26 protein-coding genes are annotated in these 25,757 nt (G+C 43.3%); 1 reads left to right on the forward strand and 25 read right to left on the reverse strand.

Annotation, left to right across the window (positions count from 1 at the left end):
- Window position 1: 1 nt before the first annotated feature.
- The 8 genes from Q7O90_RS06200 to Q7O90_RS06235 all read right to left on the reverse strand — a co-directional run bounded on the left by Q7O90_RS06200 (window position 2) and on the right by Q7O90_RS06235 (window position 9,773).
- Window positions 2-850, reverse strand: a complete 849-nt coding sequence (locus Q7O90_RS06200) for an ATP-binding cassette domain-containing protein (protein WP_304128653.1) — start codon at window positions 848-850, stop codon at window positions 2-4.
- On the reverse strand, window positions 843-2,411 hold the full coding sequence (locus tag Q7O90_RS06205) for a sensor histidine kinase (protein ID WP_304128655.1): 1,569 nt from the start codon (window positions 2,409-2,411) through the stop codon (window positions 843-845). Before Q7O90_RS06205 ends, Q7O90_RS06200 begins: the two co-directional genes overlap by 8 nt.
- Window positions 2,395-3,075 carry a response regulator transcription factor gene (locus Q7O90_RS06210; protein ID WP_304128657.1) on the reverse strand — a complete coding sequence of 227 codons (681 nt, stop codon included), beginning with the start codon at window positions 3,073-3,075 and terminating at the stop codon, window positions 2,395-2,397. Before Q7O90_RS06210 ends, Q7O90_RS06205 begins: the two co-directional genes overlap by 17 nt.
- Window positions 3,076-3,286: 211 nt before the next feature.
- Entirely contained in the window at window positions 3,287-4,225 is a 939-nt protein-coding gene (locus Q7O90_RS06215; RefSeq protein WP_273138207.1) for a TIGR03943 family putative permease subunit, read from the reverse strand.
- Entirely contained in the window at window positions 4,222-5,340 is a 1,119-nt protein-coding gene (locus Q7O90_RS06220; RefSeq protein WP_304128661.1) for a GTP-binding protein, read from the reverse strand. The genes Q7O90_RS06215 and Q7O90_RS06220 overlap by 4 nt, the downstream gene beginning before the upstream one ends.
- 245 nt (window positions 5,341-5,585) lie before the next feature.
- Complete coding sequence (locus tag Q7O90_RS06225) at window positions 5,586-6,911, reverse strand: replication-associated recombination protein A (protein WP_304128663.1); 1,326 nt, start codon at window positions 6,909-6,911, stop codon at window positions 5,586-5,588.
- 17 nt (window positions 6,912-6,928) lie between these two features.
- Entirely contained in the window at window positions 6,929-8,101 is a 1,173-nt protein-coding gene (locus tag Q7O90_RS06230) for a SpoIIE family protein phosphatase (protein ID WP_273280031.1), read from the reverse strand.
- A gap of 1 nt (window position 8,102) precedes the next feature.
- Window positions 8,103-9,773, reverse strand: a complete 1,671-nt coding sequence (locus Q7O90_RS06235; protein WP_304128666.1) for a [Fe-Fe] hydrogenase large subunit C-terminal domain-containing protein — start codon at window positions 9,771-9,773, stop codon at window positions 8,103-8,105.
- A gap of 196 nt (window positions 9,774-9,969) precedes the next feature.
- Here Q7O90_RS06235 and Q7O90_RS06240 point away from each other — a divergent pair, with 196 nt between their 5' ends.
- Window positions 9,970-10,797, forward strand: coding sequence for a hypothetical protein (locus Q7O90_RS06240; protein ID WP_304128668.1), 828 nt, complete (start codon window positions 9,970-9,972; stop codon window positions 10,795-10,797).
- Window positions 10,798-10,900: 103 nt separating this feature from the next.
- Here Q7O90_RS06240 and Q7O90_RS06245 read toward each other — a convergent pair whose 3' ends face one another.
- From Q7O90_RS06245 to Q7O90_RS06325, 17 genes are all read right to left on the reverse strand, one after another.
- Window positions 10,901-11,098, reverse strand: a complete 198-nt coding sequence (locus tag Q7O90_RS06245; RefSeq protein WP_106056032.1) for a PTS ascorbate transporter subunit IIC — start codon at window positions 11,096-11,098, stop codon at window positions 10,901-10,903.
- Window positions 11,099-11,207: 109 nt separating this feature from the next.
- Window positions 11,208-12,200 carry an SPFH domain-containing protein gene (locus Q7O90_RS06250; protein ID WP_304128670.1) on the reverse strand — a complete coding sequence of 331 codons (993 nt, stop codon included), beginning with the start codon at window positions 12,198-12,200 and terminating at the stop codon, window positions 11,208-11,210.
- Window positions 12,201-12,432: 232 nt separating this feature from the next.
- A complete protein-coding gene (locus Q7O90_RS06255) occupies window positions 12,433-12,681 on the reverse strand; it encodes a heavy-metal-associated domain-containing protein (RefSeq protein WP_304128672.1) in 249 nt (82 codons plus the stop codon).
- Between the two features lie 51 nt (window positions 12,682-12,732).
- Window positions 12,733-12,903 (reverse strand): FeoB-associated Cys-rich membrane protein, encoded by a 171-nt coding sequence (locus tag Q7O90_RS06260; protein ID WP_273280025.1) that lies wholly within the window; start codon window positions 12,901-12,903, stop codon window positions 12,733-12,735.
- A gap of 213 nt (window positions 12,904-13,116) precedes the next feature.
- Window positions 13,117-15,273 (reverse strand): ferrous iron transport protein B, encoded by a 2,157-nt coding sequence (gene feoB, locus Q7O90_RS06265; protein WP_304128674.1) that lies wholly within the window; start codon window positions 15,271-15,273, stop codon window positions 13,117-13,119.
- 92 nt (window positions 15,274-15,365) lie between these two features.
- Window positions 15,366-15,596: a FeoA family protein gene (locus tag Q7O90_RS06270; protein ID WP_106057967.1), complete on the reverse strand. Its 231-nt coding sequence runs from the start codon at window positions 15,594-15,596 to the stop codon at window positions 15,366-15,368.
- Between the two features lie 75 nt (window positions 15,597-15,671).
- Window positions 15,672-15,884, reverse strand: a complete 213-nt coding sequence (locus Q7O90_RS06275; protein WP_106056022.1) for a FeoA family protein — start codon at window positions 15,882-15,884, stop codon at window positions 15,672-15,674.
- A 226-nt stretch (window positions 15,885-16,110) separates the two neighbouring features.
- Window positions 16,111-16,263 carry a hypothetical protein gene (locus Q7O90_RS06280; protein ID WP_304128676.1) on the reverse strand — a complete coding sequence of 51 codons (153 nt, stop codon included), beginning with the start codon at window positions 16,261-16,263 and terminating at the stop codon, window positions 16,111-16,113.
- 33 nt (window positions 16,264-16,296) lie between these two features.
- The gene (locus Q7O90_RS06285; RefSeq protein WP_304128679.1) at window positions 16,297-17,232 is read right to left on the reverse strand and encodes a hypothetical protein; all 936 of its coding nucleotides are present in this window, start codon (window positions 17,230-17,232) and stop codon (window positions 16,297-16,299) included.
- A 97-nt stretch (window positions 17,233-17,329) separates the two neighbouring features.
- A complete protein-coding gene (locus Q7O90_RS06290) occupies window positions 17,330-18,022 on the reverse strand; it encodes a LytR/AlgR family response regulator transcription factor (RefSeq protein WP_106056017.1) in 693 nt (230 codons plus the stop codon).
- Between the two features lie 23 nt (window positions 18,023-18,045).
- A complete protein-coding gene (locus Q7O90_RS06295) occupies window positions 18,046-18,474 on the reverse strand; it encodes an RrF2 family transcriptional regulator (protein WP_106056015.1) in 429 nt (142 codons plus the stop codon).
- 134 nt (window positions 18,475-18,608) lie between these two features.
- A complete protein-coding gene (cysK, locus tag Q7O90_RS06300; protein WP_304128682.1) occupies window positions 18,609-19,541 on the reverse strand; it encodes a cysteine synthase A in 933 nt (310 codons plus the stop codon).
- A 377-nt stretch (window positions 19,542-19,918) separates the two neighbouring features.
- Window positions 19,919-20,713: a 5'-methylthioadenosine/adenosylhomocysteine nucleosidase gene (locus Q7O90_RS06305; RefSeq protein ID WP_304128684.1), complete on the reverse strand. Its 795-nt coding sequence runs from the start codon at window positions 20,711-20,713 to the stop codon at window positions 19,919-19,921.
- Window positions 20,697-21,164, reverse strand: coding sequence for an S-ribosylhomocysteine lyase (locus tag Q7O90_RS06310; RefSeq protein ID WP_273067444.1), 468 nt, complete (start codon window positions 21,162-21,164; stop codon window positions 20,697-20,699). Before Q7O90_RS06310 ends, Q7O90_RS06305 begins: the two co-directional genes overlap by 17 nt.
- A gap of 135 nt (window positions 21,165-21,299) precedes the next feature.
- On the reverse strand, window positions 21,300-22,490 hold the full coding sequence (locus Q7O90_RS06315) for a pyridoxal phosphate-dependent aminotransferase (RefSeq protein ID WP_273067446.1): 1,191 nt from the start codon (window positions 22,488-22,490) through the stop codon (window positions 21,300-21,302).
- Window positions 22,491-22,563: 73 nt separating this feature from the next.
- Window positions 22,564-25,215, reverse strand: a complete 2,652-nt coding sequence (locus tag Q7O90_RS06320) for a heavy metal translocating P-type ATPase (RefSeq protein ID WP_304128687.1) — start codon at window positions 25,213-25,215, stop codon at window positions 22,564-22,566.
- A gap of 17 nt (window positions 25,216-25,232) precedes the next feature.
- Complete coding sequence (locus tag Q7O90_RS06325) at window positions 25,233-25,526, reverse strand: metal-sensing transcriptional repressor (protein ID WP_106056003.1); 294 nt, start codon at window positions 25,524-25,526, stop codon at window positions 25,233-25,235.
- Window positions 25,527-25,757 lie beyond the last annotated feature (231 nt).

A 25,757-nucleotide genomic window follows, 5' to 3' on the forward strand; every position in this document is an offset into this window, starting at 1 on the left:
TTTACCTCTCCGCATTAATAGTCATCATTTCGATATCGTTATTACTTCGCCTGTAGTTTATGTGGTTTCTGATAAGCTTTTCAGCGATTTCAACCTCTTCATCATCATTGTCACATGAGAGTGCAATAAACCCTTCGGCGGCCTTTATCTGTTTATGCGCCTTCGCTATTTCACGTCCTTTTTCCGTGTCCTCAAAGATCACCACGGCATTTCCGCAGTACTTTCTAAAAAGCTCTTCCTTTGACCCGTAGTCCACGGCCCTACCGTCCTTAAGATACAGTATCTTGGTCGCCAGATTATCGAGCTCAGTATAGTAATGTGATGTTATAAGCAGTGTCGTGTGCTTTTCCTCGTACCAAGTTACGAGCTTGTCCATGAGCCTCTGGCGCGTCTCGAAGTCAAGTCCTGATGTAACTTCATCGAACATCACTATTTTGCTTTCCTTACACATCACGAGTATGAGAGTGAGCCTCTGCTTCTGACCGCCTGATAGCTGTTTCCACCTCTTATCTAGGCATCCTTCAAACTCGAAGAATTCAATCATTTCTTGGAGTTTTTGATTGTTTGTTATCCTGCAGCCCATCACCATCTCGATGATGTTCCTAATTGAAACGGTATCGACATAAGAGTTGTACTGCATGTGAACGGAGATCTCATTTGACGGAACTCCGAGTGCTATGTTTCCCTTATGAGGGACCAGACCGATAATACTCTTTAGAAGCGTAGTCTTTCCAGCACCGTTGCTTCCTATGATTCCGACTCTCTCGCCATCCGCAATTTCAATCACTCGCCCGAGGTCCACAGCCACTTTATCTTTAAAACTCACCTTTACATTGTCGAGTCTAATCATCTCTACCTCTTTTCTCTAGAACAAACTGAACGCCGTCCTGCATGTTGTCGCCACGTAGTTCAAGTCCTAGCTTCCCAGCAAAATATTTCGCTATATAGAGCCCTAATCCATGCCCTTTCTTCTGTCCAGCTTCATCCCCCTGAGCTCCAGTTACAAACGGTTCAAATATATCATCAAGGATTTTCTCATCGATGTGTCCTGGACGACTGAACACCGTAATTCTATACTCCGTAACATCGAATGTAACACTTCCACTTTCACCTGTGTGATCTATACCATTTGCGATTAAATTCTCCAAAATCTTCTTGAGCATCATCGCATTGCTATACCAATATACGGCTGTTTCAATCTCTGGACCATTTAGAGTTATGCCCTTAGATTCAGCTCCGATGCGGTTCTTCTCTAAAGTTTCCCGGCATAATGACACAATATCGACCTTCTCAACTTCGAAGCTATCTGCCGCATTGTTAAGATTCGATGTTTCATCAATTATGCTCATCATCTCACGGAGCTGTGCTTTTACCTCTGGCAAATACAGGTCTCTATCTCCGAACTTCCCGACCTTACCAATCATTCCGTCCACTAGGAGCATCGATGCTGCAATCGGAGTTTTTAGCTGGTGCGATGTCGCACGCATATACACCTCTTTACGCTTATTTTCTTCTTCGAGATTTTGAACTGCCTGTGCTTGCTTTTCATAAAGTAGGTTTAGTGCAGCAGTCAAATCAGATATCTCATCATTTCCCACAGCTTCAAGAGGCTCTAGCTTTACTGATGACGAACTCATGCGTCTCTCCGCATCCATAGACAGCTTCTTAATTGGAGATACTATCTTGCGCGAATATATTGCTGATACTCCAAATGCCAAGATTATCATAAGCAATATGAGCATAGGAGCTGACCCGTAGAGAACTGGTAGAATTTCACTTGCTGAAGGTGTCATCGTGGTGCTACTCAGGATAAGCATGTCATCTCCATGCTTTGCAAATCCGACAAAATAGGTGTAGCTAGTTCCCGAATAACGACTCTCGACGGAAAACTCACTGATTAACACCCCGCCGCTATAGTAGTGAAATTTTTTATCCTTAACCTTGAACTGAGATAAGCTGCTGTCTCCTTTAAGATTTATCTTAAAACTGCTATTCATCTCAGCCGAATTCTCTTCTGCAAAGGCTTTAAGTGCAGGCTTTAGATTCTTAAATGCCTCCTTTTTACTACCCTTACTGCTCATATCAAGAGATCTGAACTGGTCTATAATCTCTTTAGACGCAGGGCTAACCGCCTCAATTGATCCATTGAAACTGGATCCCGTAACCCTGATAGTGTAGCCATTTCCGGGTACGATGATACCTATCGCATTGGCATCACCAGTCTTGAAGTTTTTCAATGATTCGTGCTTCTTGAAGTACTTCATCGCTGACCTAGCAGTTTCAAGATTCTGTTTTCCTTTGTAATCCATATACATGGAAGGCATCAGGAATACCATATATGAAAAGATCACGATTCCTACTATCAGCGAGATGATGACGCTGTATAAAAATGTCTTACTTCCTAATTTCATCTTCTTTTCTCCATCTGTATCCAACACCTATGACTGTCTCGATATAGTCATGAGGTAGTTTCTTCCTAAGATTCTTGATGTGTGCATCGATTATCCTATCATTCGCCACATACTCCTCATCGAATATCATGTTGATAAGTTGATTTCTGCTAAATACCCTTCCCGGATTATCCCTCAGAGTCTTCATGAGTACAAATTCGCTTACGGTCAGTTTGAGGTTCTTCCTGTTATAGTATGCCCGAAGCTCATCTTCATCGACCACGAACCCACTATCCATCTCAGCAGTAGCTCTCTTGCCAGTTCTTCTAAGAACAGCTTCAATTCTCTTGATGAGAATTATCGGAGAAGCTGGCTTTGTAATGTAATCATCCGCAAGGTAGTTAAAAGCCTCGAGCTGCGTATTGATATCGTCGTAAGCTGTGAGCATAATCGTGCCAATATCTTCACCGCGTTCCTTTTTTATGGTCTGAAGTACCTCAAGTCCAGTCACTCCAGGAACTCTGATGTCGAGCACCGCAAGATCAAAATGCTCACCCCCTTCAATCAGCTTTATCGCCTCGTCGCCACGCTCACATGGAATAACCTCGTGACCTGCGACCACCATGTATTCAGAGAGAACTTCGCGAATCATGTTTTCATCTTCTAGGAAAAGTATCGTTGCCATCGTATGCACCCTTTCTATCTTCTGACTCTACCTTACTATCACGGTGTGAATCTGGTATGAATTTGCTTTGCATATTAGCGTTTACATAAAATCTTTATATCATTCATTGTAGATTATTCCTATAGCAAAATATAGACAAATTAATACCTCTTCTGTCAGAATCCCTGACAAAAGAGGTTTATAATCATGTATTTCTATATTTAATAGCGGTTTAAAATGTTGCAACCTCAGGGTTACACGGCTCGCACGCTTCTACCGACTTACAGTAAAGGACCGGGCCTTTCTCTCCGTATGCATCAACGTACTCGACCCTAACCTTGGCTTTAACCTGAACCCAGGCTCCATTCTTAAAGTCATCAATTCTATCATATATGCCCATAAGCGCTGCGAACTGCATATCCTCTACACAGCATGTCATGAGGTGCCTACCAAGCCCGAACTCACCGTGCTTCATATCGCCACCCTTTACGACTCTGCCCTTTAGAATCAATGTCTTGTTGTTATACTCGTCTTGATTTTCGTTGATATCGCGATACCAGTCAGCGTACATATCGTCGGCTATTTCAATGGTGCTGGCCTTCTTATCGAAAGGCAGCTCATCCACAATATCGTCTACTTCTATGTCATGCGGCCCGAACTCATAGACAATCTGCGAGCGCCTGTTAGCTACACGCACTTCCTTGTGGAACGGCATCTTATCCGCACCCTTCTGGAATCTATTGAATACCACAAGCTCTGCATTCTGCATCTTGTTGAAGCAGAGCTGTCTCATATTCTTATTGTACAGTTCGAACATAGTCGCATCGAAGAAAGTCATCTCTTGCGCGATTATCCAGTTGCGAGGCATATTCTCAAACAGAGTCTGCGTCATCCACATACCGTTATACTCGACTAGAACTCTGTCAAATACATACTTCGATGCGATGCCGTTAAGCCTTGCTTCTGTAAGGTCTGTCTCCTTCTCGATTGTCTCGATGTACACTTTGTCGGTAAATTTACTTTCATCATAATGTACTTCACCTGACTCACAAACCAAGAGGAGTGTGCTTGCACCTTCTCCGAACTCTGGTGTTTCGAGTGTATCCTGGATGAAAGTCGACTTACCCGAGCCTAAAAATCCTGTAAATAGATAGACTGGTTTCTCTCTCATATTCCGAACAACTCCTTAATCTTATCCTTCTTGAGATCTACTCCGATTACACAGATAACGCCGGTTGTCTCTGCTTCGCCAGCAGCTCTAACCTCTGGCTCACCTGGTATGTAGTCGAATTCGTACCATTCGCCTTCTGTACCCGCTACGAATCCCTTCGCTCTGAGCACCTGTCCGCACTGCTCGGAATCCATGAGGCCTGCTAGAGCTCGCTCGAGCTGGCCGCGGCTGAAGCGATGTGCGGTCTCCACGCCCATTTCATCGAAGACTTCGTCAGCGTGGTGGCCGTGTCCGTGGTGATGGTGGTGATGATGTCCGTGACCGCAGCACCCATGCTCCTCGTCATCGTGGTGATGGTGTTCGTGGTCATGGTCATGGTCGTGATGGTGTCCGTGACCGCAGCATTCATGCTCTTCGTCATCGTGGTGATGGTGTTCATGGTCATGATGATGCTCTGCCTCATGTTCAGCCTGCTCTCTATACGCCTCTTCTCTCAGGCGGTCAAGTTCAGCGGACAGAGTCTTCTTCTGCTCCATAATTTCTAGAATCTTAGAGCCGTCAATTTCCTTCCAGTCTGTCGTAACTATAGATGCTTCTTTGTTATGCTCACGGAGTAATGCGATGCACTTGTCGATGTCCTCCTGAGACATTCCAGCTGTATGGCTTAGAATAATTGAGCTTGCGTGTTCCACCTGATTTTCGTAAAATTCCCCGAAGTTACTCATGTACATCTCAGCCTTCTTGGCGTCTACGACAGTAGTAAATCCATTTAGCTCAATCTTATCGTTCTTAAGATCCTGTACTGCAATAATTACATCCGAAAGCTTGCCAACGCCTGACGGTTCGATGAGAATCCTCTCTGGATTGTACTTCTCAATTACTTCATTAAGAGCCTTTCCGAAATCACCAACGAGAGTACAGCAGATGCAGCCAGCATTCATCTGGTTAATCTCAATTCCAGTATTCTGCAGGAATCCCTTATCTACTCCAATCTCTCCAAATTCGTTCTCGATGAGAACTATTTTATCCGTACCATATGCTTCCTCAATAAGCTTTCTAATAAGCGTAGTCTTGCCAGCACCTAGGAAACCTGAGAAAATATCAACTTTAGTCATTAGTCTCAATCCTTTCTATATATAAATAATTTAATTATTTTACTTAATTGCTAGTATGTGTTAACTAACTATCCTTGGAAATTATATCATACATAGCCGTTTATTTTTGAAACTCATGTGTATATTTGAAAATAAAAAATACCACGAGCACAGTCCAAAATGACTATGCCCATGGTTCTTGCTCGCCTATATCATTTTAGCTATTGCACTTTTGCATTAGTGAAAGCTGCAGCTACATCGAACTCTTATTTATGTGACTTCTTCCATTCCTTTATGCTATTAAGACGCTCCTTAAACCTTGCCTCAGCCCCCTGATCCGTGGGCTTGTAGTATTCGCGCTCAACTAACGAATCGGGCAGACACTGCATGGACGTAATTTTATCTTCATAATCATGAGCGTACTTATACCCCTTGCCGTACCCGAGGTCTTTCATGAGCGAAGTCGGTGCATTTCTAATATTAAGCGGGACTGGCTCTGCCATGTGCTCCTGTGCGTCATCCCTTGCCGCAAAGTAAGCTACTTCCATCGCGTTAGACTTAGGTGCAAGCGCCATGTAAATCACGGCTTCCGTTAGATGAACCGAGCACTCAGGCATACCTATAAAATGGCACGCCTGATAAGCCGCTATCGCTATCTCCATTGCTCGAGGGTCCGCTAGTCCTACGTCCTCCGAAGCAAATCTAGTAACACGCCTTGCCACATAGAGCGGATCTTCCCCTGCCTCAAGCATCCTAGCTAGCCAGTATACGGCTGCATCGGCATCGGAATTTCTCATCGATTTATGAAGCGCAGATATGATGTTGTAATGCTCTTCGCCATTCTTATCGTAGAGTAGCGATTTCTTGGAGATACACTGCTCGAGCGATTCCATCGTTATATCTATAGTTCCATCAGCCTTGATATCACCATTTAGGATTACCATCTCTAGAGTTGTCAGAGAGCTTCTAGCATCACCATTTGCAAATTCGGCAATCATGTGAATCATTTCATCTGTGATATTAACTCTCTCGTCGCCAAAGCCTCGAGGGTCGCTTATCGCACGCTTTAGAAGCTGCTCGATATCGCTAGTCTCAAGATTCTTAAGCACGAAAACCTTAGAGCGAGATAAAAGCGCACCATTTACCTCAAATGATGGATTTTCAGTGGTTGCTCCAATCAAAGTGATGCTACCCTTCTCAACAAAAGGCAGAAACGCATCCTGCTGCGCCTTATTGAACCTGTGAATCTCGTCGATAAATACTATCGTCTTCTCACCGAATCTCGTATACCTATCAGCTTGCTGCATAACTGTGCGTATTTCCTTAATGCCGCTAGTTACTGCAGAGAAAGTTATAAAATTCGCCTTTGTTTTGCTGGCGATAATCTGTGCAAGTGTTGTCTTTCCAACTCCTGGAGGTCCCCAGAAAATCATCGACGGAACCCTGTCAGACTCGATAAGCTTGCTGAGGATTTTACCCTCGCCAACTAGGTGCTGCTGACCTACGAATTCGCTGAGATCTCTAGGTCTCATGCGAGCAGCTAAAGGTTCGTCCTTGCTATTATCATTTTCAAATATCGATATCTGTTCCATTTAATCCCTTTTCTACTTTAGAAATAGCTCACCTTTACGCGCTTCCCCATCTTCTCTAGGGAAGCAGAAAGCTCCTCTATCATATTCATCTTAACGCTAAAATTGAGTGGCATATCCGCCTCCTGATGGGCAGGGTTTACAGCTCTTCCGACAAAGAAATTGATGTCTGTTGCCTCTTCAAACAGTGTACGGCTAACGAGGGAAGCCGCATCATGCGAGACACTCCACTCTGCGAAGCCTTCGTCATTTGCAAGGTAATCGCGAGCATTCTTTACTACGTGATCGATTGTAACGATTCCTTCAGTTACAAGCTCCACTCCCTCGATTTCTGACATCGGAGGTCCACCTAGGTTTGGATTCACCCTGTTAGTCTTGATTGGCTTACCCAGGTAGTCAGCTGCGATTGAAGCTGTCGTACCTCCGCAGATGATATGCTTTCCCGCCTTTGAGAAAAAAAGCGACATCATGCGGTCGCAGTCTTCGCGGTTTGCGGGAGGTCCGAACAAGAGGTTCACCTGTACACGCTTTATAACTCTTAGGATACAAGCTGTCGCATCGTCAATCGGCTTTCCTTTATATAGCTTATTGCACTCCTCGACGAGGATAGTCGCTAGCGTCTTGGCCGGATATCCAACAGGCGCAATGGTTTCCATAAATGAAGCTATGTCTGCCTCCGTCCATTCCTTGTTATACGAAAGCTCTGAATTTGCACCTGGACAACCATCGCTCATAGCGATGAACATATCATCTTCTTGAAGTTTTATCTCAGAGCGGTAAATCTTCTTGCCATCGATTACATGCTCGACCATCTCGTAATCAGTCGCAGCAAAATCTCTGATGAGAATCACCCTTGGATTCTCATACTGAATAAGCTCAAGCTCTTCGTTATCCTTGATATGCATAATCGTAAAAGTTGAATAAGCAACGTCATACTCGGAACTTATCGGAAGTGTAGCGGCTATGGTGTGTACACACTCCTCTAGCGGCATACCTTCTGCCATCATCGTGGAAATGATCTTTGAAGTCAGCGTCGACAGGATACTCGCCTTTACTCCGCTTCGAAGACCATCGGCGAGAACTACAATCTTGTCGCCGTTTGCCTGCTGTGCAACTGCAACAGTATCACCGCATAGCGGTTCGCCGAAGTGATTAATACTCTTGTAACCGATATCTATACTGAGATCGTTCATACTAATCCTCCATCGTATCCTTCAGCTTAGTGAGTGCAATCTTAGTCTCGGCTGTAGTCTCACCGAGCAGTGAAGCGATTTCCTGAACTATTCGCATCTGCTTCTCTACCATCTGATCAGCGATTGCAGTGGTCTGCTGTCTTATCTTAGCCTTCTTGGATCTTTCGTTCGCTTCATCAGTCACATCTTCGATCAGGCAGAACAGCATATGGTAGTTGTTATCATACAAAATGCTCTGTTCCACATACCTGTCATATTCGGCTAGATATGCGCATTGGAACGAACTCTTTTTACTTTGGAGCACATCCATAAATGGCTTTGGCTCGAGCAGTGTAACAATCTGTGCACCAAGCACATCCTGCGCTCTTCTGATATTCATAATCTTACAAGCAGCAGGGTTTATCTCCTGAATCTCCAGGCGCTCGTTAAGCACAAGCAGCCCATTAGGTGTGTTGTCGAAGATGATGTCCGAGAAATTCTCTGACTTCTTTGCCAGGAGTGGCTGGCACACCTTAATCTCCGCTTTGTTCTGGTACACGGCAATTGCCTTCTCCCTGCAAGTTTCATATCCGCACATACCACAGTTGAGCTCATCTCCTGGCTTACTCTTACCCATCTGCATCATGATTTCGCGAATCTTATGCTCATTAGGCATAACCTTCATGCCTTGCATTATCTCGAAATTTCTTGTTATCGCAGTCAGTTCAGGCTGCTCCACATCAAAGTGCTCATCGCCTGCATAAGCACTGACAGCTTTATAATTTCTAACAGGTGTGTTGTGATACTTCTCAAATGATGGACCACCAACGCAGCCGCCGGCACATGCCCACAGCTCGATGAAACATTTTTCAACTTCACCGTTCTTGATGTCTTCGAGTACGTCTATGCATTTATTTGCCCCGTCTACCGATAGATATGCATAGCCGTGCTCATCGCTGTTCATGCACTTGGAGATTCCACCGCTCGCAGCAAACAGCCTCTCTTTGGACTCTGCGCACTCGTCCATACCCTCGCTCATTTCAACCTGCTTGTCCCTTAGCAGCTCATCGAACTCCTCGAAGGTGAGCACCGCATCAAATGTCGACCCCTGCCTGTTGGCCTCATCCTTACGTGCGATGCAAGGTCCGACAAATACCACCTTAGCATCCTCATCACGAGACTTAATATCTGCACTGTGAATCTGCACATATGACATCGCATCGGATAGATGTTTGATTAGGTCTGGGTAGTGCTTCTGAATCATGAGATTTACCGATGGACAGCACGAGGAAATTACCACGCTTTCACGTTCATTTTCTATTACTGCCTCATACTCACGCTTTACAACCACACCAAACTTAGCAGCCTCTTCAGCCGTGACGAAGCCGAGCGCTTTAGCTGCCTCATTAAACTTCTCAATACCAGTTCCCACATAGTAAGCGACGAATGAAGGATCCACGCTTAAGTATACTGGCGCATCTCCATCTAGAAGCATCTCCACTCTCTCGACATCGCTAAGAATCTTCTGAGCATCTTGCGGACAGACAACGTAACACTGGCCGCACAGCATGCATTCATCTGCGATTACGTGTGCAAGATTTCCTGAAAATCTAATCGCCTGCACCGGGCAGTGGCGAACACACTTATAGCAATTCTTGCAATCGGATTTCTTCAAATAAATAGGATGAGCCATTTCATTCCCTCTCTTTTCTCCAAAGCATTATTATCATTAGTCACAATTCCGACTAATCATACGTATCGTTTATATCATACCTATGCTTATAATATCCCAATTTGTTCGTTTACAAAAGGCAGTATTTCAGATAAGATTATTTCATCTGGATATATGCATATACAATATCCAAATTCACCTTGCAGGGAGATTACAAATGGGTTCGACAAGCTCGGTATGGAAGCGATTATACGTACGACTTTTTAATCGTAAATCCATAATCAATTACATCATTATATCATTTGCCTCAGTTGCGATATTGCTCGGATTGATGAACTACACCCCTTCCGTAGATAAGATGCGTGCCAAGGCGCTTGATACAATCAGCAAGATGAGTACTTCCGAATACTTCAAGGAAGATATTAGCACTGTTAACGACATAAAAGCTGAGTATAAAGATAAGCTAAAGCAGCAGATACTGAAACAGGATTTGAGCAAGACTGTAAGCAAGTTTAACAAGGCAGTTTCAAAGGTCAAGACTAAGCCTGAGATGATAAAATCTCTAATCAAGAAACTCGAGAAGTACAGAAAAGATATTTATAGCGACGAGGATAAGGAATCTGCAAAAGAGTTAATCCACAAGTTCAAGATTGGCGCAAAAGAGGATTCTTCCAAAGAGGCCCTCAAGGATAGATACCTTGATATCGAAGAACAGATCCTGAGGTTCAAGACTGTAAAGCAGCATGAAGAGGAAGAAGCGCGTAAGGTTAAAATTGCTGCGCGCTGGACTATTGCAGGATCAAACGAATACCCATTTAAGCTCGGCTCAGACGGTAACTTCATCATGCCGATAGACATGAATGGTTCTCATGGATACCTAACCGGCAAGTGGGAGCTAGATAACACCACCGTCACCATTCATATACAAAAGAACACGGTTGATGAAAATTACAAGCCATACGACTGGATTTTCAACTATGATGAAGATGCAGATACTCTTGTAGGCACGGGACAGTTTGCTGGCTGGGAATATACGAAGTACTAATCGTTTTGCCATATTTTACATATGCAGAACCACTTAAGTTACTCTATAGAATCTTAATATCATGTAAATGGGCGGGTGGCAACAAGCCATCCGCCCATTATATTTACTCAATATCGATATCGAGAGGCTTATCTATCTCCTCACCGACATACTTGCCATTCTTGCGCCTCTGGCGAACACACTCTGAGAGCAGGTATTCAATCTGTCCGTTTACAGAGCGAAAATCATCTTCAGCCCAGGACTGGATATCCTGAAATAGCTTGTCAGATATTCTGAGTGGAATTTGTTTTTTATTTGCCATGAGTTTTGAGTACGCCTTTTCTTCTTACTAGTCCTTCTATGATATTAATACATTACCGCATGATATTCTGCAATTTATGCATTTAAATACAATTTACCCCTGTACTTAATTAATACAATGATCCGGAGTTAACAATTGGCTGAGCATCATGGCTTCCGCAAAGCACAACCATGAGGTTAGACACCATTGCCGCCTTTCGCTCTTCGTCGAGATCCACGATTCCATCATCACTTAGCTTCTCAAGAGCGAGTTTCACCATACCCACAGCTCCATCTACTATCATCGCTCTCGCATCTACTACTGCGCTAGCCTGCTGCCTCTGCAGCATCACAGCTGCAATTTCTGGAGCATATGCTAGGTATGTGATACGAGCTTCGATTACTTCGATGCCAGCATCAGTAACTCTCTTCTGGATGTCCTCCTTGATACGTTCTGCAACCACATCACTTGAACCACGTAGCGAACCTTCGTCAGCCATACCATCACCAGTGGTATCGATATTAGGTGCGACATCATATGGGTATAATCTTACCACATTTCTTAGTGCTGAGTCACTCTGTAGAGAGAGATATTCTTTGTAGTTATCTACATTAAAAACAGCCTTTGTCGTATCCGTCACTCTCCACATAACGGCGATTCCAATCTCGATAGGATTTCCGATTGCATCATTAATCTTCTGCACCGAGTTATTTAACGTCATGATTTTGAGGGAAATTCTCTTGCCTGAAACCGACTCACTGTCGACACTCCCTGAAACAGCAGCTCCTTTCCCCTTAATATCACCCGACTGACCAAGTCTTGTATTAGCCGCAGGGTTAACCGCTGTGCAAAATGGATTTACATAGTAAAACCCTTCACCTTTTAGAGTTCCGTAGTACTTTCCGAAAAGCGTGAGTACTAATGCCTCCTGAGGCTTCAAGGTTTTAAGACCGGCAAATGGAATCCATCCTAGAACCAGGTATAGACCACATATTCCGATAAGAGTTACATTGCCACTAGTCGTACTGTTAATTATCCCGAATACCGCAAATGCGTATAGAGCGACGAGTAGAAGCAGCATAGGAATGCCATGTTTTTTGTTGGTTAAGAGTTTCTCTGTCATTGTAGTGACCCCCTTCTATTCAAATATTTTAATCGCCTGGTATAATTTGATGATATCATTTTAATATCACATGTCAAGACAATTTAGTTATTTAAATAGATTTAAAGTCAATAATGTTTTTCAAAAAAAGAGATGTATAGGCACCTACACATCCCTCAACTATTTTAGAACAAATTATAATCAATAATGTTAACATAGGTATCATGAACCTAATGCCCAGTCGCCAAGACTACTAAAATCCAAATAGCCCTTTCTTAACATATGGCTCTGATTCCATTTCAGTAACCTTATATCCCATCTGTCCAAGCTCATGAGTAAGCTCTTCTCTAGGGATCTCGTCAGGTGATACTATAACACAATCACCATTTACATGAGATGCTTTTATCTTCTTGACATCAAACTTTTTTCTAATCAAATCCTTTACATGCGTCTCGCACATGTTGCACTGCATGCCATCAATCTTAACGGTAGTCTTAATCATGTCACGCACCCCCTATTCTAATCTTAAGTGCTGGTAAAATTTCCTAGCGCCCTACTTGTCTTCCTCAGTATGAGGATGAGCACTACAGCCTGAACAGCCGCTACAACCGCTTCCGCAGCCACAGCTTGTGATACCAGCCTTGCGCTTCTTTACAACATCTCTGATGATAAAGAAAGCTATTACAGCAACAACGGCAACGACAATTATATCAATTACGTTCATATCTCTACCTCCCCGTAAGTTTATTCTAACTCGTCTCTGTGACGTTTATACGTTTATTTGAAGAAGCTAATCAGCACCTTCACAGCCCCTATGAATATTACTGCAACCAGAGAGAGTACAATTACATCTACTAAATTCATCTCATACCCTTCCTATAATCATAGCCTGAGCAAGTAATAATACTCGCTCAAGCTATACTTTCGTTTTATTCGGTTACTTTGCGCCTTCTGAACCGTCTAGCATTCTCTTCTTGTTTGGATCTGGTCTGAATAGCAGATACAGTACGAAGATTGCGATTACTGCTGCTACTACTGTCCATACGCCGAATGCAACCTCACCAATTGCAAGTCCAACTAGCTGATATACAACTAACGCAAACAGATATGCAGAAACGTTCTGGAAGATAATCGTATACCAGAAGTGATTTCTGTTGTTCATCTCCTTAGCAACTGTCGATATAGCAGCGAGACAAGGTGAGTCAAACAGGTTGAACATCAAGAATGAAATAGCTGCTATTGTGGTTGGGAAGAATGCATCGAATGCTGTTCTCATCGAAGCGTTGTAGTCTTCGATTGCTCCGAGACCAGACAGAACTCCCATCGTGGAAACGATTCCTTCCTTAGCAACGAATCCTGAAATCGAACTTGCAACTGCCTGCCATGTTCCGAATCCAAGTGGCTTGAAGATGAATGCAACTGCACCACCGATATCTGCCATCAAGCTGTCCTTAGCATCAACAGCTCCGAATGAACCGTGGCTAAATCCATAGCTTGAGAGAACCCACATTACTACTACGCATAGGAACAGGATTGTTCCGGCCTTCTTAATGAATGCCCATACTCTCTCCCATACGTGGATAAGAACACCTTTTACTGAAGGAAAATGGTAATTAGGAAGCTCCATGATGAATGGTGCTGGATCTCCAGCGAACTGCTTAGTCTTCTTGAGAATGATACAAGAACAGATAACTATGCCGATTCCAACGAAGTACATCAGAGGTGCTACCCACCATTTGTTACCTAAGATGTAAGCAGAAATCGTAGCGATTACAGGAAGCTTAGCTCCGCACGGAATCGCCGTGGTAGTCATCATCGTCATACGACGATCCTTCTCGTTCTCGATAGTTCTGGTTGCCATGATTCCAGGTACTCCGCATCCAGATGAGATGAGGAAAGGAATGAACGACTTACCAGATAGTCCGAATCTTCTAAAGATTCTGTCCATGATGAACGCAACTCTCGCCATATATCCGCAGTCCTCGAGGATTGATAGGCAGAGGAATACGCATGCCATCTGCGGAGTGAATCCGAGTACAGATCCGACACCGTTTATAACACCATCTACTACGAGGGAAACAACCCATCCAGATGCTCCGAGACTTTCAAGCCCTGTCTTGACACCTGGTTTAACCCATCCATCGAACAGTGTGTCGTTAGCCCAGTCAGTTAGAGGCGTACCAATCTTAGAAATAGCTAGCCAGTACACTAGGTACATGATTGCCACGAAGATTGGAAGAGCCAAAAGCCTGTTAGTAACTATTCTGTCTATCTTATCTGAAGTCGAGAGCTTTTCATGGTTTGCCTTCTTGGTCATAGCCTTAGGCGCTACCTTATTGATATATGCGTATCTCTGGTTGATAACGATACTCTCAGCATCATCATCAAGCTCTGCTTCACAGTCCGCAATATGCTCTTCGATATGCTTGCTGAGCTCAGCATCAAGTGCCAGTTCTTCAACAATCTTCTCATCTCTCTCAAATAGCTTGATTGCATACCATCTGAGATTTTCCTTACTTACAATCTTCTCAATGGATTCTTCAATGTGAGCGATTGCGTGCTCAACCGATCCGTTGAATACGTGTGGAAGTTCTCCAGGCTGATGAGCTTCTGCAACCTCCAGCGCTTTCTTGATTAGCTCCTTGGAGCCAGATCCCTTAAGCGCACTGATTGGAAGAACAGCACATCCTAGTTCTTCACTGAGCTTATCCAGATTGATGGTGTCTCCGTTCTTTTCAACTAGGTCCATCATGTTAACTGCGATTACAACAGGTATGTTGAGCTCGAGCAGCTGCGTCGTTAGGTATAGGTTTCTCTCTAGATTAGTTCCGTCGATGATATTGATGATAGCATCTGGCTTCTCATTGACTAGATAGTTTCTTGTAACAACTTCTTCTAGTGTGTATGGAGAAAGAGAATAAATTCCAGGAAGGTCCTGAACGATTACGTCCTTATGTCCACGTAGTTTTCCGTCTTTCTTCTCAACAGTTACACCTGGCCAGTTACCAACGTACTGCGCTGAACCAGTCAAAGCATTAAACAATGTGGTTTTACCACAGTTAGGATTACCCGCGAGGGCGATCTTAAGTGACATGTTAGTACACTCCTTTCACGGTACTTAATATATAGTTAGTTCAATTCAACTAATCGATACTTAAAAAATATAGAAGCGGCAATCACCATAGATTAATCTTCTATCTCAACATCAATCAAAGCCGCATCAGCCTTTCTAACAGAAAGCTCGTAGCCTCTGATAGTTAGCTCGATTGGGTCACCAAGAGGCGCAACTTTTCTCACAAAGACATCAGTTCCCTTAGTGAGTCCCATATCCATGATTCTGCGCTTTACTGCTCCGGCACCGTTGATTTTCTTAATAGTAGCAGTCTTACCAACTCTAACATTATTAAGAGTTCCCATCTGAGTTGCCATGTTGTTCTCCTCCTTAAAAATAAAATCTTTTATTTGCTGAAGAATTATCCATCGATAGCCATGCTATACCATAATTCGTCTTGCCATTGATTCATTGAGTGCAATCTTCGCTCCGTGAACCTGTAAGATAACGTTTCCGTTGAACGCACTTACAACCATCACATCCGCATCCACTACAAATCCTAGTTCTGCGAGGTGCTGTCTAATAGCATCGCTACCAGTTATCTTTTTGACTGTAACAAGTTCTCCCTGGTTAACAAGTGTGATTGGAATCATACTGCATCTCCTCCTCCACTAATTAAAATACGCGGTACAAAGCCGCGCTGTCAGTTAAATTAGCTAACATCGTGTTAGGCTTTCTTAACTTAAATTAGTGTACATTAACCATATTATTTTGTCAACAAAAAAACGGTTAGTTTCATCGAATTTCAGCTTATGTTTTTAAATAAAAACCGACCATGATACACATTCATGGTCGGCTGGTATTTCAGTGTCCTATCCTCTATTTGCTAACTCTGCATCGCTTAGCTCTATCAACTTCTTCCCTAGTGGTTATGCCACCGAATCCATCGATATTCTGAACGCGTTTCTTGGTATATATTTTGACGGCTATCGCTACTGCAAAAATCACCCATATAGCTATCTTAAGTAACATCTAATTATCTCCTACAAACGCTCTTTATAGAGCTTACTTTCTCTTAGCTTCTTTAAGTTTCTTATACCACAGAAGCAGTTTTATGTCGGATATTATAAGGACTGCGAGCCAAACTGATCCAGCTCCAGCTCCAGCAGTTGCTGCATTTGTTACAGTTTCTACAGTTCTGCTTGAAGCTATTCCGCTTCCAGCACTGCCCGAACCGTGCCCCGCTGCACTTGCGCTTGAACGACTTGATTCACTAGAATTATTTGCACTATTTGCTGCACTAGCATTGCTTGAATCCGAGATAGCATTTTGATTTACTTGATTTGCTCTTGCTGCTGACGGAGCTCTGTTCGCACCTCTAACTTTTGTACCCGAAGATATTCTTCTAGCTAAGCTTTGAACCACGTTTGTAGCAGTGCTATGTCCATTTGTGTTTGTTCTATCCTCGTTGCCTGCACCAGTGTTTCCACCGCTACCACCATTTCCGCCATTACCGCTATTTCCGATGGTAACTGTAGTCGTCGCTGCATTATTAAATCCGCTGTTGTTGGCAATTTCTAGCCTATAGCTTCCGCGTAGTGTATCCGGAGTTACGTGGGTCAACCCATTGACTCTCACGAAGTAGTCCTTGCCAAACACTATATCCGGTATAACCGTAGCATTTCTGTCTGTATAGAAAGTCATGCTTTTATTGGCAATGTATTCCAGAGCTTGGTCACTATCCATACCACTTATTTCTTCTGGTAAAATAGTAGAGCTATTCAGAGCATACCCAATGGTGTAGGTAACTCCGTTCTTAGTCACATGTATTACATGCTCGTTATTCGTGTTGTTGTTTGCCCTATCACCTGATGTTTCTAGATAAGCATCAGGATTAACGGTCTCACCTTCCACGCGATTCTCTAGCAATCCGTTTTCATCAAGCGCCAGAGGCCTATCGGAATCACCTTCAAGTGCGAAAACATTCATGCTATAAAGCATTAAAAGCAAGCACATCACTAAAATGCGCACTACAGTATCCGCTCGCCGTCGCGTACTAGTATTATTTTTGTTCAATTTCCTATTATTACACATCTTTTTAATCTTCTTTTATCTTCTTGATATAGTTTCTGCCCGCTGGAAGCACTGTTCCGTCGCGAAGTGTCACATCTCTCATAGTCTTCTTGGAAATATAATCAGCATTGACAAGATACGCTCTATGTACACGAACGAAGTTCTTTCCCTCAAGTTCTTCGCTAAGTTTAGCTAAAGGTGAATAAAAACTAAATTTCGAATCACCGTAATACACTGTTGTAAGCCTTTTATACACCTCGAAATATTTAATTGCCGATAGGTTGATTACTCTTGTCTCTCCAGCGCATCTAAGAATGATAACTTCACCGCTTCGCTCACTCTTACGAATGAGGAAATGACTTATTACCTCGCTAAACCTCTCAGATGAAGTCTTTCCTTTTATCAGATATGCGAGTGCTTCATAGTCATAACCATTAACAGCATAGTCTATAGTACCTGTAAAGAAAACAATCTCACCACCATAGTTCATCTCACGTAGCTTCTTTGCTACAGTAATGCCGTCTGGTCCCGGCATCATGATGTCCAGGAATACGATATCAATCCCTATTTCTAAGTCAGGATACTTAAATAGTAGTTCGTTGCCTGACTCATACTCAAGCACTTCCAAACCGTCTTCAAAGCTGCCTTTATTCTTGAGCAGTTCCTTGTGGCACCACTCACGTTCTCTGGCGTTATCATCACAAATTATCGCGTTCATATAAAGCGTTGCTCCGCACTACATCAGATGACGTAGTTATCTGCGGTATTCCCCTCCATCAAATCAGCTATAGTTATTCCATCTAAATATTCACTAATCAACTTGTCAAGCTCATTCCACATCGGTCTTGTCCGACACTCGAAGGACCTGTCGCACTTGCAGTCTGTCTCATCTATACAAGCGACTGGGGCAAGAGTGCCTTCCGTTAACCTAAGTATATCGCCGACGCGATACTCCTCGGGATCCCTATTGAGCTTGTATCCTCCGCCTTTGCCATGCTGTCCATCGAGCATACCTGATTTAGTTAGAGCCTGCATGATTTTAGTCATATACTTAAGCGACACGTCTTGTCTATCGGCAATTTCCTTCATAGGTATGTATTTGCCATTCATATGTTCGGCAAGGTCAATCATCACCCTTATGGCATATCTTCCTCTCGTTGAGACTAACACAGTTTCCTCCTATTTTCTAAATCCATTACATTTTACATTAAGTTTACATGAAACGCAAAAATACGGGACAAAAATGTCTAGCCCCGCATTTCCATAATAATTTTCTCTATAATTAATGATATGTCAATCAGCTATTATTCCTGAAATAGCGGTGTCGATAGATATCTATCTCCTGTATCAGGCAATAGAACTACGATATTCTTACCTTCATTTTCTGACTTTTTAGCAAGCTCGATAGCAGCCCATAATGCTGCACCAGAAGAAATTCCAACCAGTACGCCTTGCTTATGTCCTATTAATCTACCAGTCTCAAAAGCATCCTCATTAGTAACAGGAATTATCTCGTCATATATATGTGTGTTAAGGGTTTCAGGCACAAATCCCGCGCCAATTCCCTGAATCTTGTGAGGTGCAGCTTCACCCTTTGCGAGAGTCTGCGATGCCTCAGGCTCAACAGCAACAATCTTTACATCTTCATTCTTAGACTTCAGATACTCTCCAACGCCTGTCACCGTACCACCAGTTCCTACTCCAGCTACAAAGTAATCAACCTTTCCATCTGTATCTTCCCAGATCTCAGGACCAGTAGTATCCCTATGAGCTGCAGGATTAGATGGATTGACGAACTGTCCTGGGATATAGCTATTCTCTGTCTCAGCTGCAATCTCCTCAGCCTTAGCGATAGCTCCCTTCATGCCCTTTGCTCCTTCGGTCAGAACAAGCTCTGCGCCGTATGCCTTCATAAGCTGTCTTCTCTCTACAGACATAGTCTCAGGCATAACTATTATAGTTTTATAGCCCTTTGCTGCAGCTACAGCAGCGAGCCCAATACCGGTATTGCCAGAAGTTGGTTCGATAATAGTTGCACCAGGCTTAAGCTTGCCACTAGCCTCTGCATCCTCAATCATTCTCTTTGCGATTCTATCTTTAACAGAGCCAGCTGGGTTAAAATACTCAAGCTTAGCGAAAACCCTAGCCTTAAGTCCAAGCTCTTCTTCGATTCTTGTAAGTTCAAGAAGTGGTGTCTTGCCGATTAGCTGATCAGCAGAAGTATAAATATTAGCCATGATGTAACCTTCCTTTCAGTTTCTCATAAAAAGATCAATAACAATCATTGTCATCAATCGATATTCTTCTCTAGTTAAAATCTTCATCTAATAAAGTAAATCTTTTTTTGATTCACTTTATTAACTACTTACTTGGTAGCTAAGTAGATTATATTCATATCTATTTGCTTTGTCAACTGTAAAATTATGTTTTTGTTTCCGTACCTGCACTTCTGCTTTCTTTCTTGCCATTCAAATCACAAAAAATAAAAAGCAGCGACTTTAAGTAGTCACTGCTCGTATTACTAGTACTTTAAACCTTCTATACTCGGTCTTAATACACTTTACTTGTCATATAGGCACGATAAGCATCATTTATGTTGTTAGAAATTGCTAGTTTAGCGATTTGATGGTGCTAGTTTGGCCAGCTCTATTATTATCTCTGCAGATAGCTTTGATGCTTTCTTCTCGAATTCATCATACGACTCGTTGTTAGTCCCATCTGCCATGTCAGAAATTACTCTTAGCACTGCACAAGGCACATTTGCGCAGCTTGCAACATATGCTAGAACTGCTCCCTCCATCTCAGCCGCATCTCCACCAAAATCGTCCCTCAGTTCCGCCTTAACCTCCGGACTGTTGATAAACTGATCACCGCTCACTATTCTGCCCACAAGCACCTTGCCGGCCTCCTCATACTCTCTAGCAACCGCTTCAGATACATCAGTAAGCAATTTCACCATATCGCTGTCTGCTTGGGTGATTGTCGGCTTTGATCTATCTCCTGTGGCTAGGCAGCCCTTCGCATAACCGATTGGGCTGAGATCGAAGTCGTGCTGGATAAAATCCTTCCCAACAACGATATCCATTGGCCTTAGCTCTGTATTGAGCGCGCCAGCTACCCCGCTGTTGATTATGTAGCTTGGTCTGTACTTATCTATCATCAGCTGAGTGCCTCTCGCTGCGTTAACCTTGCCTATTCCGCATCTCACTAGCACCACTTGAGTCTGTTCTAGTATACCTTCATAGAATTTAAAGCCGTAAATTTCATCAACCGAAACGCCCCTCATCTGCTCCAGTAGGTCCTGCATCTCGACATCCATAGCACAGACTATCCCTAGTCTATCATTGCCACCAATTACCGCAGCTGCATCGCAGAAGGCCGCACCTATACTCTTATCCTTCATAGTCATAATCAAGTTTCTCCTCATTCCAGTCCTTCAGAACCTCTACCATATCTATCGCAACAGCTCTCGCTGCCTCGAGATCGTGCTCTTCACTGTTTCCGCATTCGCTCCTTGCTGCGCCCGGAATCTCACCTTTATACTCTGATATGAACTTAAACGACTCTCTGGCTAGGTCTATCGCTTGCTGCCTGGTAGCGGTATCTCTCATCAGTAGGTAGAATCCAGTCCTACATCCCATAGGTCCAATGTATATGACTTTATCGGAAATCTCGCTGTTCCTCGCGTAGGTTGCAAATAGATGTTCGAATGTATGAAGCGCCTCATTTGAAACATAATCACCCATGTTCGGTTTTTTCATCCTAATATCATAGGTCACTATATCTCCATCTATCCTCGATATATACATTCCCTTCTCAAGGGTGTCATGGTTTACGTTAAAACTCGCAATCCTCTCCATCTTATCCTCTCTTCATAAAAACAATAAGCGTGTGAGAAATATTCTCACACGCTTATTTTATCACAATTCTGAAGTTTTAGTCTACAATGCATGCCTCTCTAGAGACATGTATTAGCCCTTATTACTTATCGATTCTTAACCGAAATACTTCTTCCCTAGCTTAGCAAACGACTCAGCTGACCTCTGAATAGTCTCATTAGAGATGCAGAACGAAAGTCTGATGTATCCAGGGCAAGCGAATGCGCTTCCAGGTACTGCCAGGATTCTCTCCTCCTTAGCAGCAGCTACTAGTTCCTTTTCATCAGCAACTGGTGATTTTACCCATAGGTAGAAAGCGCCCTGAGGAACAACTGCTGTAAATCCAGCATCTGTCACGATCTTGTACAGATCTTCAGCATTCTTCTTGTAATATGGGATATCAACCTGTGCATCCAGGCATCTCTCAACTGCTAGCTGAATGATTGAAGGAGCATTAGTATCTCCTGAAATACGGTTAGCGACAGTTGCTGCAGCCATAAACTCCTCAACGTTGTCAGACTTTGGAGATACAGCTAGGTATCCAAGTCTATCTCCAGGGATTGAAAGCGACTTCGACCATGAGTACGCGATGATTGTGTTGTCGTATAGATCTGGGATGAACACGATTTCCTTGTCTACATAGACTAGCTCTCTGTATGGCTCATCAGTGATGATATAGATAGGGTGTCCATATTCCTTCTCAGCTTCCTTTAGAACCTCTGCGATTTTCTCGAGAGTCTCACGCGAATAGATTGCTCCTGTTGGATTGTTAGGGTTGTTGATAATAACTACCTTAACCTTTGGATCAAGAGCCTTCTTGAGTGCCTCTGGATCTGGCTCGAATCCATTTGCTTCATTTGGAGGAACAACTACTGTCTCTGCATGGTAGTTGCTAGCCCAGTTTGCATACTCAACAAAATATGGAGCAAATACAACCTGCTTATCACCTGGGTCAAAGATAGTCTTCATGATTACGTTAATCGAAGAACCTGCTCCAACTGTCATGATGATATTTTCAAAAGTAAAGTTTGATCCAAATCTCTTATTGAGATTCTCAGCTACAGCTGTTCTAGTGGACTCGAAACCAGCATTAGGCATGTAGCCGTGAACTAGGTGCGGATCCATCTCGTTGTTAACGTAGTTGATAGCTTCTCTATACTCCTTTGGTGGGTGTAGTCCAGGGTTTCCAACACTGAAGTCGTAAACATTCTCTGGTCCGTATACCTTTGCCATCTTCTTACCCTCTTCGAACATAGCTCTGATAACTGAGCTGCCCGCTAGGAAGGGTTCCATACTTTTTGCGATCATAATTACCTCTCCTCTTACCTTTAATGCTTAACGGCTTAAGCCGTGTACAAGGTAATTGTAACACACCATTTTGCTATGCAATAGATAAAACTTTATAATCTTTGTCTTCTACAGCTTTCTGCAGAACTTCATCCTGCACCTCTTCTGATAGCTCAACTACAGCTGTTCCTGCTTCATGGCTAACCTCAGCTGAATTTACACCATCGATAGCTTCAAGCGCTTTCTTTACAGTGGCTTCGCAGTGTCCACACATCATACCTTCGATTTTCATAGTCTTTGTCATAACTTTGCCCTCCTTTAAATTATCTTCATGCAAATTATTTGTTTCGCTTTGTCCCGGCTCATCGGAGCTTTCATCATTTCCCGCAACTTTCTTGATAAGCGAATTCAATTTTGTTTCACTAACCTCACCTTTGCCGTGCCTGTCCCTGTTTGCATTGTGAACCTTGAACAGATTTAATCTGAGCGCATTCATGCATACGCAGAAACTAGAGAGGCTCATAGCTGCCGCACCCCACATAGGGTTCATAGACCATCCTTTCATGAAGTGTACGTAAGCACCTGCAGCAAGCGGAATGAGAAGGATATTATAGAAAAATGCCCAGAATAGATTTTCATGTATATTTCTAAGCGTAGCCCTGCTGAGCCTTATAGCTCCGGAGACGTCCGATAAGCGGCTGTTCATAAGCACTACATCTGCAGCATCAACTGCTACATCAGCACCCGCTCCGATTGCAATTCCGACATCTGCCCTTGTAAGCGCAGGAGCATCGTTTATTCCATCTCCAACCATCGCAACCTTGCCGAGCTTTCCAAGTTCCTTTATCAGATTTTCTTTTCCATCTGGAAGCACTCCCGACGCGACATATTCAACACCAGCTTGATCACCAATCGCACGTGCAGTTCTCTCGTTATCACCTGTAATCATAACTACTTTGAGGCCTTGCCTCTTCATCTCAGCGATTGCACTTCTGCTATCATCCTTAACCGTATCTGCAACGGCTATCATACCAATCAGCTTTCCGCCGCCAGCGAATAGAAGAGGTGTCTTTCCCTGTGCCGCCAGCGAATCTGCTTCAGTCTTGATATCATCAGCTACTTCTACAAGCGCAGATATGTATTTTACACTTCCTGCATATAAGTCGCCTTTGGATTCAGCACCTACTAGCTTAGCCTGGATGCCCTTTCCTGATATCGCTTCAAAGGCTTCAATCTCGACATCTGCGAGCTTAAGTTCTTCTTTTTTCTCTTCAAAATATCTAGTAATAGCCAGTGCAAAAGGATGCTCGCTTCTAGCTTCGAGAGCGTTAGCGATATTAAGTAGCTGAACTGCTGTAACTCCATCTGCAGGCTTTATATCTGTGACTGTAGGCTCGCCCTTAGTAATCGTCCCCGTCTTATCGAGAGCTACTATCTGAACCCTTCCCGTCTCCTCTAGTGAACTAGCAGTCTTGAACAATATTCCGTTTTTAGCACCAAGACCACTTCCGACCATGATAGCTACTGGAGTTGCCAGTCCAAGTGCGCAAGGACAGCTTACAACTAGCACGGCGATACCTCTAGCAAGCGCATATCCGAATGGTTGCCCGACAAATATCCAGATCAGCGTCACGATTACAGCGATTATGATGACTATCGGAACGAATACTCCAGACACCTTATCAGCTATCTTAGCAATAGGAGCCTTGGTAGCCGCTGCATCGCTGACCATCTTGATAATCTGCGATAGAATTGTATCTTCTCCAACGCGTGTAGCCTTAGCTCTTATAAATCCAGTTCTATTAATCGTAGCTGCCGAAACTTCGTCACCAATCGACTTATCAACTGGAACACTTTCTCCTGTCAGTGCAGATTCATCTACCGCTGTTCCGCCTTCGATTATCACTCCGTCCACCGGAATGTTCTCACCAGGTCTAACGACGAAAACGTCACCCGTCTTAACTTCAGCAATCTGAACTAAGGTCTCTTCACCATCACGCTCTATAACCGCAGTCTTGGGTGCGAGTTTCATCAGGCTCTTTAGTGCATCAGTTGTCCTACCCTTTGAAAGAGCTTCAAGGAGCTTCCCAACAGTAATAAGAGTAACTATCATAGCTGCTGACTCAAAATACAGGTTGTGCATGCCTGCCATCACAGCCTTGGTATCACCATCTGTCACGCTTCTAGTCATCTGCATCAATATATAGAAGCTCCACAGAAACGATGTCATAGAACCCATCGCAACCAATGTATCCATGCTTGGCGCACCTGAGCGCACGCTTTTCCATCCGCCGACAAAGAACTTCTTGTTGATAAACATAACTATTGCCGCCAGAACCATCTGTATAACCGTGATTCCGATGTGATTTCCATCTAGAAATTTTGGAAGTGGCAGATGAAACATTGTGTGTCCCATCGAGAAATACATTAGCACCAGCAGGAACACCACCGATGTTACAAGCCTTCGCTTCAGGACAGGACTTTCTTTATCCTCGAGAGCCTTCTCTTGAGCTTCGAGAGAATTTGTAGAAGATTGGCTCTCCTCTACACCTTGTATAGCTGCACCATATCCAGCATCCTCTACAGCCTTTACGATAGCTTCGCTGCTCGCACTACCCTCTACTCCCATGGAGTTGGTAAGTAAACTTACGGATACCGATTCCACCCCAGGAACCTTGCTCACTGCCTTCTCGACATGTGCCTGGCAAGCAGCACAGCTCATACCAGTGATATTATATTTATCCATCTAATCTCCTCCCTTATCTATTTCATGAGCTTTTGCATGACTTTAACGAGCTCATCAATAGTCTCATCATCACCATTTCTTATATCATTAGCGACACACCCCCTGATATGGCTCGCCATTAGCTCCTTGTTGAAGCTATTAAGCGCACTATTTACAGAAGAAACTTGAATCAATATATCAGGACAGTATGCATCCTTCTCAAGCATTCCTTCGATACCCCTAATCTGTCCTTCAATTCTCTTAAGCCTGTTCATCAGGTTCCTATATTCCATATGCGAACGCTTTCGGTGGCGCTCAGAAATTTCTGTCATCTCTTCTCCTCACATGCAAACGCTTAATAGTTTATCTATATATAATAAAATCTACGTCGATATCATATACCCCCTACCCCTATAAGTCAAGGATGCCTAACTACACTTATATATTTTTTTATTAGTCTATATTCCTATATTACTTTGTAATTATTACAAAATAATAGTATGTATGTTCTATTGATTGGAATAGTCCCAAGTTCTTTTAAAAATACAAGCTTTTCATATTAC

This window comes from Mogibacterium diversum, assembly GCF_938028775.1.
In the GTDB taxonomy this organism is placed as follows: Bacteria; Bacillota; Clostridia; order Peptostreptococcales; family Anaerovoracaceae; genus Mogibacterium; species Mogibacterium diversum_A.

Bases quoted from the DNA above. Each gene is read 5' to 3' on its own strand.
- Q7O90_RS06200 (WP_304128653.1), bottom strand. From the start codon at position 850: ATGATTAGACTCGACAATGTAAAGGTGAGTTTTAAAGATAAAGTGGCT.
- Q7O90_RS06205 (WP_304128655.1), bottom strand. From the start codon at position 2,411: ATGAAATTAGGAAGTAAGACATTTTTATACAGCGTCATCATCTCGCTG.
- Q7O90_RS06210 (WP_304128657.1), bottom strand. From the start codon at position 3,075: ATGGCAACGATACTTTTCCTAGAAGATGAAAACATGATTCGCGAAGTT.
- Q7O90_RS06215 (WP_273138207.1), bottom strand. From the start codon at position 4,225: ATGAGAGAGAAACCAGTCTATCTATTTACAGGATTTTTAGGCTCGGGT.
- Q7O90_RS06220 (WP_304128661.1), bottom strand. From the start codon at position 5,340: ATGACTAAAGTTGATATTTTCTCAGGTTTCCTAGGTGCTGGCAAGACT.
- Q7O90_RS06225 (WP_304128663.1), bottom strand. From the start codon at position 6,911: ATGGAACAGATATCGATATTTGAAAATGATAATAGCAAGGACGAACCT.
- Q7O90_RS06230 (WP_273280031.1), bottom strand. From the start codon at position 8,101: ATGAACGATCTCAGTATAGATATCGGTTACAAGAGTATTAATCACTTC.
- Q7O90_RS06235 (WP_304128666.1), bottom strand. From the start codon at position 9,773: ATGGCTCATCCTATTTATTTGAAGAAATCCGATTGCAAGAATTGCTAT.
- Q7O90_RS06240 (WP_304128668.1), top strand. From the start codon at position 9,970: ATGGGTTCGACAAGCTCGGTATGGAAGCGATTATACGTACGACTTTTT.
- Q7O90_RS06245 (WP_106056032.1), bottom strand. From the start codon at position 11,098: ATGGCAAATAAAAAACAAATTCCACTCAGAATATCTGACAAGCTATTT.
- Q7O90_RS06250 (WP_304128670.1), bottom strand. From the start codon at position 12,200: ATGACAGAGAAACTCTTAACCAACAAAAAACATGGCATTCCTATGCTG.
- Q7O90_RS06255 (WP_304128672.1), bottom strand. From the start codon at position 12,681: ATGATTAAGACTACCGTTAAGATTGATGGCATGCAGTGCAACATGTGC.
- Q7O90_RS06260 (WP_273280025.1), bottom strand. From the start codon at position 12,903: ATGAACGTAATTGATATAATTGTCGTTGCCGTTGTTGCTGTAATAGCT.
- feoB (WP_304128674.1), bottom strand. From the start codon at position 15,273: ATGTCACTTAAGATCGCCCTCGCGGGTAATCCTAACTGTGGTAAAACC.
- Q7O90_RS06270 (WP_106057967.1), bottom strand. From the start codon at position 15,596: ATGGGAACTCTTAATAATGTTAGAGTTGGTAAGACTGCTACTATTAAG.
- Q7O90_RS06275 (WP_106056022.1), bottom strand. From the start codon at position 15,884: ATGATTCCAATCACACTTGTTAACCAGGGAGAACTTGTTACAGTCAAA.
- Q7O90_RS06280 (WP_304128676.1), bottom strand. From the start codon at position 16,263: ATGTTACTTAAGATAGCTATATGGGTGATTTTTGCAGTAGCGATAGCC.
- Q7O90_RS06285 (WP_304128679.1), bottom strand. From the start codon at position 17,232: ATGCTTTATAGCATGAATGTTTTCGCACTTGAAGGTGATTCCGATAGG.
- Q7O90_RS06290 (WP_106056017.1), bottom strand. From the start codon at position 18,022: ATGAACGCGATAATTTGTGATGATAACGCCAGAGAACGTGAGTGGTGC.
- cysK (WP_304128682.1), bottom strand. From the start codon at position 19,541: ATGGCTAATATTTATACTTCTGCTGATCAGCTAATCGGCAAGACACCA.
- Q7O90_RS06305 (WP_304128684.1), bottom strand. From the start codon at position 20,713: ATGACTATGAAGGATAAGAGTATAGGTGCGGCCTTCTGCGATGCAGCT.
- Q7O90_RS06310 (WP_273067444.1), bottom strand. From the start codon at position 21,164: ATGGAGAGGATTGCGAGTTTTAACGTAAACCATGACACCCTTGAGAAG.
- Q7O90_RS06315 (WP_273067446.1), bottom strand. From the start codon at position 22,490: ATGATCGCAAAAAGTATGGAACCCTTCCTAGCGGGCAGCTCAGTTATC.
- Q7O90_RS06320 (WP_304128687.1), bottom strand. From the start codon at position 25,215: ATGGATAAATATAATATCACTGGTATGAGCTGTGCTGCTTGCCAGGCA.
- Q7O90_RS06325 (WP_106056003.1), bottom strand. From the start codon at position 25,526: ATGACAGAAATTTCTGAGCGCCACCGAAAGCGTTCGCATATGGAATAT.